Below are 7003 nucleotides of genomic sequence, written 5' to 3' on the forward strand. Positions count from 1 at the left end.
AAAAAAATCTCCTGAAAAACGTTTTTTCAGGAGATTTAGGTGTAAAATTTTGAATATATTATTTTTGGTCTGGAAGCAAAATAAATCGGAATAGTTGTGCTTCTTTCAGATATTTGTTTGCCACTTTTTGTACGCTTTTAGGCGTTATTTTATCTAACAATTTCAGCATCTTTTCAGGGTCTTGTAGTGGCTCTTGATATTCGTATGCCTGCATCAAATAACCACCCCAGAAGCTGTTTTCTTTCACGGCAAGCTCTTTTTGGCGCAATTGCTCGATTTTGTATTTATCCAAATCCACTTGTGAAGGACCGTGTTTTTTGATTTTTTCGATTTCTTCCAAAGCTAATTTGATAAGCGTTTCATACTTTTCAAGGCTGGTTCCAAAACGAATACGTACACTAAAACGCGGTTTCGGATATTTTGAGGCACTGAAACTGGCTCCCGTTCCGTAAACGCCACCTTCTTCCTCACGTAGGCGCTCCAAAAGTTTGATAGTCAAAATACTTTCTAAGGCATTCATATTCAGCACTTCCATATCGTTGTACTTAAAATCACCATAGTAAGCCAATGACACCATTGCCTTTTCTTCTTTCCCTTTGTGAGTTACGGTTTTAAATCCTTTTTTAGGTTCGTAAATGCCCAAGTCGCGAGCTTTTTCTTTGCGTTTAAGGCTTGGCAACGAAGCAATGTACTGCTCTAAATAGGGTTTTATTTCAGCTTCGGTGAATGAACCTACGATTACGAAAACAAAGTCAGAAGCATCGGCAAAACGGTTTTTGTAGATTTCCAATGCTTTGTCTTTTGAAACAGAGCGCAAGTTTGCTTCCGTCATCGGTACGCGACGAATGTTTCCGTTGTAAAGTTTGGTTGAATTATTACGTCCAAATACGAAATTGGGGTCGTTTTCTTGGTTTGCCATTGTTACAAGCCGGCGTGTAATGGTGCTTTGGAATACATCTTCATCAATTCGAGGCTCAGTAAAATAGGCGTAAATCAATTCAAAAGTGGTGGCAAGCCCTTCTTTATCGGAATAAGCCGAGATTCCTTCTCCACGCTCTGAAATCATTGAGTTTACGCTTAAACTTTTTCCGGTTAGGTATTTGTTAAGCTCAATGGCATTGAGTTGCCCCACACCGCTACCATTTACCAAGCCCGAAGCAAACACGGCTGAAAAATAATCATTGTCGCCGAACAAAGAAGTGCCGCCGGGGCTGTATCCACTAATTAAAATTTCATTATTTTTGAACGTTGTAGGTTTTAAAACCACTTTCACGCCATTACTCAACGTGAGTTCTTTTGTTCCGGCAATGACTAAGTTTTTCTCTGAAACAATGCTGCCTTTTACCGGTTGTTTTGAAAGCAACGGTAAGGTTGAAACTTTATCAACATAAGGCGTAAGTGTCTCTGCCTGAACCTCTGCTATCCACGTGTTGATTTGAGCTTCACTGGGTAAATTGTTTTTCTCTTTTTCAGGTGCCAAGATGATAATGTCGCGGTTTGCATCGGTGTAATATTGAGCTGTGAGGGCGTTTACTTCTGCCAATGTTAAAGTAGGGAATACTTTTTTAGCGATTTGGTAGCTTTCTTCATCACCTACTGCCGGTTCGTCTTCCAAGAAATAATTCAAATAACGCTCCACATAACTGTTTGATTTTCTTTTGTCGCGTTCGATGTACGCCATTTCATTACTTTTATTAAGTACGGAAATGGCACGGTCAAACTCTGTTTGGTTAAATCCGAATTTTTTAACGCGCTCTAACTCACGCATAAGTGCCTTGAATCCGGTTTCATATTCGTTAGGTTTTGTTCCTACGCTGGCAGTGAATGCTTGCAAGTTAGCCAAAAAGTCTGAAATACCAACCGAAGCGCTCAAAAACGGCGGGTTTGCTTCTTGCCGAAGTTCTCCCAAACGGTTGTTAATCATTTGTCCGTAAACTGATTTCAATAGTGCCGTTCTGTAATCACCAATGGTTTTCATCGGTGTTTTTGGGTGTTTGATAAACAATTGTGTCGCAACCGAAGGCATTTCGGGGTCAGTTATGGCAATAAACTGATTTTTATTGAGTAATGGCACTGTGTATTCTTCACGCTTAGGCGGGTTCGGATGGGTTTTCATATCCGAAAACAAACGTTTTACTTCGCTTTCCATTGCGGCTACATCAATGTCTCCTACGATGATGATGGCTTGCAAATCAGGACGATACCAGTCTTTATGAAATTTTCTGATTTCTTCGTGCGGGAACTTCATCACCACCTCTTCGGTGCCGATTGGCAGGCGGTTTGCGTAACGTGAATTGTTTAACAACACGGGGAAAAACTTGTCGCGCATACGTTGCATAGCGCCTCTACCACCGCGCATTTCTTCCATAATAACGCCGCGTTCTTTGTCAATCTCTTCGGAAGTGAGCAATGCATCTTGCGCCCAATCACGCATTACAAGCATTCCGTTTTTAAGAATTTCAGGGTCATCAGAAGGGATTGGCAACTGGTAAACCGTTTGTTCAAAGCCCGTGTAGGCATTCAAATCACTACCGAAACTCACACCTACTTTTTGCAGATAGTTCACCAATTCGTTCTTCGGGAAGTGCTTTAATCCGTTGAAGTTCATATGCTCCAAGAAGTGCGCTAAGCCTAATTGCTTTTCGGTTTCAAGGATAGACCCCACTTTTACAGCCAAATACATCGTAACGCGATTTTTTGGCTCCACGTTTTTACGGATAAAATACGTGAATCCGTTGGGTAACTTGCCTACTTTCACTTCTTTATCAAAAGGAAGTGGCGTGTTTAACGAAAGCGAGTCTTTAACAAACTCATTCTTCGTGTTTTTTGTTAAAGTTGTTGCTTCAACATTTTGAAAGAACATTGCACTCAAAAAAGCAAATGCAATGGGTTTTATGAATTTTTGCATAGAATGTATGTTTTAAAATTTGCATCGGGCAAATATAAGAATATTAAGCGTATAAAATAATTTTTATCTGTGTTTTTTGCAATAAATCTTGTCTATTTTAAAAACTTTTTGAAATTCTTTGATGAATTAGCATTTTTTGAGCGTTGTTCAGGTTGTTTGTGTTTTGCCAAAAATGGATTTTTACTTTGAATTACAACATAAAAAGCGACGATTAAATCGCCGCTTTTTTTAAGTTATGAATCTAAAAATCAAACTCCTATTGTTTTTCAATGTGTGCAACACATTCCATCAATTCAGGTTTATTTTTGGTGTAGGCATTTAACCAAACCTTCAATTCTTCTACTTCGTAAGGTAAAAGCCGGTCAATTGCTTTTTTGAGTTCCTTGGCAAACAGACCCGAATCGAAACTCACTTTGGCTAAAATCATTTTAGTGTACTCAATCATAGGTCTTTTCATAAAAAATTATTTTACAGTTTCCGTATGGCAAAGATACAACGTAAAAACGAAATAAAATGATAAATAAATGTTAATATTTTATTAAAATATTGAATCAATCTAAATTAACTTCAAAAATCATCTGAGCCTGAACACCTTTCTGTTGCGATATTGTTTTTAATTTTTCATACATTTTATAGGCTTCCTCACCCATTTCTTGTTGCAAAAAACTTGTTTTCATTGCAGTTGAATAATCGTTGAAAAGATTTTTAACATTGGTGGTGAAAATAGGGTATGACACAACGTCATAGTTTTTCAAACCGTTTTCGGCAGAAGCAAACGCCAATGTTTTTTCTAAATTCCCGATTTCATCAACCAAGCCGGCGTTTAAAGCCGCTTTTCCGCTCCAAACACGCCCTTGTGCCACTTCATTTACTTGTTCGGGTGTCATTTTACGTCCGCTGGCAACGCGCTCAATAAAAGTATTGTACGTGTTTTCAACCGATTCGGTGGCTTCTTTTATGAAACTTTCTGATGGCTTTTCAAATAAACTATATTCCAACGAATGGGCGTGGGTGGTTACCTGCTCGGCATTAATGCCCCATTTTTCAGCCAATTCACTTACGTTTGGAACCACGCCAAAAACCCCTATGGATCCGGTTATGGTACCTTCTTCGGCGAAGATTCTGTCAGCATTGCACGCAATGTAATACCCGCCCGAAGCCGCATAATTTCCCATTGAAACATATACTTTTTTATGCTTGCGAACCTGTTCTATTTCTCTGTGAATGAGTTCCGAAGCCAAAGCACTGCCGCCCGGGGAATTGATGCGCAAAACAATTGCTTTTACCTTTTCATCATCGGTTGCCTCGCGCAATGATTCAATCATCACCCCATCACTAACCAAACCAACCCTGCCACTACCGTAAACAATATCGCCTTCGGCATAAATCACGGCGATTTTATCTTTTGATTTGTTCTTCTTTTTGGTTGAAACGCTTTCGGCATAATCTTCTATGTTGATGAAATTCAAGTCGGCAATTTGTTTTTCGCCTGTTTTCTCACAAAGTATTTGCTCAAACTCGTCTTTAAAAAGAACCCCGTCAATCAATCCGTTTTCAAGTGCCAATTTTGGGGTGCGTGCCAGCAAATTATTGGCTACGTCATTGAGTTTTTCAACCGAAACATTTCGGCTTTTTGAAACGTCGGTTACAATTACTTGCCACATCGCGTTGAGCAATTCCGAAATTTGTTGGCGATTTTCATCGCTCATTTTGTCATTCAAAAAAGGCTCAACGGCACTTTTGTATTTTCCGTGACGAATTACTTGTTGTTTGACGCCTGTTTTTTCTTGAATGTCTTTGAAAAACAACACTTCGGAAGATAGTCCTCTGAAAGTTAGTTCGCCCAACGGACTTACATACACCTTGTCGGCAACCGTTTGCAAGTAATAATCCGATTGCGGAACGATATCATTGTACGCCAAAACAAATTTTCCGGAAGTTTTAAAGTCTTCCAAAGCGGCGCGCAATTCTTGAATAAAGGCGATGCCTCGCAAATTCCCGTTGTTGCTTTTCAGTGAAATTCCTTTGATTTTTGCGTCTGTTTTGGCGTATTTAATGGCTTTTAAAACGGAATTTAATCCGTCAAAATCTTCCATCAGATAATCAAAATCCTCTAAATATACACGCTCGGCATAATCTTTTAACGGGGTTTTAAATTCTATTTCCAAAACGGAATTATCCTTTACCGTTACGGTTGAATTATCCGTTCCGAGCGAGGCGCTTACCACCGAAATCATCACCAAAAAAAACATAAAGATGAGCCCCAAGGCGATGAAGCACCCCAATATGCTGGCTAACACATTTTTTAAAAAGTTCATATGACAATTATTTGATTTTGAGATTTTTAAAAGCAAAGCCAATTGCTAATTACATATTTTTGGCTTTGCTTTTTGGTTTGTATTATTGTTTATTTTATGATTTCCGCTATCGGAATTTTTTGGAAAAGCAAATCTCCTGAGCCTTCGTACAAAATCCCGATGTATTTATCATCGATTATGGACATACACGAATAGCCAAACGACCCGTTTTCATATAATTTTATCTGTGGCAGTTTGTTCCAGGTGTTGCCGTCATCGTTGCTGGCTTTGATGGTGATGTTTATGCGCTTTTTGGCATCAGCCGGATTGGAAAAGAACAAATATTTTTTGCCGCTTTTGTCAAACGAAATGATGCTTGCCATACAATTTGGTTCGGTGAGAGCGGTTCGTGAGGTGTTATGCTCCGTCCAAGTTTTGCCCAAATCGTATGTAACCGCCACAGAACGCCCTTCCAGCTCGTCTGTCATATGATGTTTTTGATGATTTCGGTCATCGCGCATATTCAGCATAATACTTCCGTCAGAGAGTTGAACTACCTGAGCCTCAGTGGTGTGTGATTTGGCTCCCGTTCCGCAATGCCACGTTTTCCCGTGGTCGTCGCTGTATATCAGCGTGGAATGCGGCACTTGCTCTTCGTCTTTGTATTGTGCGGCGAACATTATTTTTCCGTCCGAAAGTGAAATTCCGCTGCCGGGTCCGTTAAAAAACAGATACCATTTCGGGTCTTTGGTTTGCGGAGTGATGTTGATAGGCTCGCTCCACGTGATGCCGTCGTCGTCGCTTTTTACGAGCATCAATTGACCGGTTTCGTGGGGTGTCATTCCGGGTTGGGAAGCCCACCACGCCATTTTGTCTTTATCGTGCCCGTGCAACCAAAGTGCTGCAACCCAAATAGTTCCTGTTACTTTATCGACAAGCACTGCCGGGTCGCCAATTCCGTTTAGGCGATTCGGAAGTCCGCCCCATTCGCCCAAATCCATAATTTCTTTCATCGGTTCCCACGTTTGTCCGCCGTCGGTGCTTCGGCTCATTCCCACGTTTACGTCTTCCTGCAAGTCCTTGCAATTGTTGTAACGGTTGTCATACACGGCGATGAGTGTTCCTTTATTGGTGGTTGCCAATCCCGGAATGCGGTAACATTCAATTCCGTCTTGTTTTTTATCGCGAACGGTGAAAGCGAAGCGTTGTGCCGGATTTTTGATGTTTTTTGTGATGATTTTTTGTGAATTTGGCAAATTGACTTCCACTTGCGTTACCTTTATCTTATTTAAAAGATTTGGATTTGCTGCCGTTTTTGCTACGACCCACACGTACAGCGTTTTATCGGCGGAAATATAATTTCCTTCGAAGGTGTTTTTATGTTTGATTTGATTTGTTTTTCCGAAAGAAACGCCGTTTTTAAATTCGTCTTTTTCAGTAAGATAGATTTCGATTTCGTTTAGGTCGAACGCATTGGTTTCGGCTTGCAAATCGATGGCGATTTTTTTAACGGGAATCGGTTTATCACTTCGGATTACGGCTTTTGCCAAAATATTATCCCGATTTGTTTGCAGTGGCATTTCGGGTTGGGTTACGTCCACCGAAACGGACGGCATTGTCAGTGTACTTTTACAAGCACTTGCCATAAAAATCATTGCCCCGAGGCATAAAATGTATTTTTTCATTTAATGTAGTATTGGTTTTATCTGTATTTATTTAATATTAGTGATTAGTTGGGGAGTGGTTTTGTGATTTTTGGAGCTGTTTTTGAACTTTCCGAAGCTATTTTTGAAATTTA

At 40.1% G+C, this 7003-nt stretch carries 4 protein-coding genes; all 4 read right to left on the bottom strand.

Annotated elements, in window-relative coordinates; genetic code table 11:
- Positions 1 to 58 precede the first annotated feature (58 nt).
- Complete coding sequence (locus Q4D72_RS08155) at positions 59 to 2908, bottom strand: pitrilysin family protein (protein WP_303077332.1); 2850 nt, start codon at positions 2906 to 2908, stop codon at positions 59 to 61.
- 256 nt (positions 2909 to 3164) lie between these two features.
- Entirely contained in the window at positions 3165 to 3365 is a 201-nt protein-coding gene (locus Q4D72_RS08160) for a hypothetical protein (RefSeq protein ID WP_303077334.1), read from the bottom strand.
- Positions 3366 to 3459: 94 nt separating this feature from the next.
- Positions 3460 to 5226 (bottom strand): signal peptide peptidase SppA, encoded by a 1767-nt coding sequence (gene sppA / locus Q4D72_RS08165; protein ID WP_303077335.1) that lies wholly within the window; start codon positions 5224 to 5226, stop codon positions 3460 to 3462.
- A gap of 89 nt (positions 5227 to 5315) precedes the next feature.
- A complete protein-coding gene (locus Q4D72_RS08170; RefSeq protein ID WP_303077336.1) occupies positions 5316 to 6890 on the bottom strand; it encodes an exo-alpha-sialidase in 1575 nt (524 codons plus the stop codon).
- Positions 6891 to 7003: the final 113 nt, after the last annotated feature.

Source organism: Capnocytophaga sp., assembly GCF_030532915.1.
Taxonomy (GTDB): domain Bacteria; phylum Bacteroidota; class Bacteroidia; order Flavobacteriales; family Flavobacteriaceae; genus Capnocytophaga.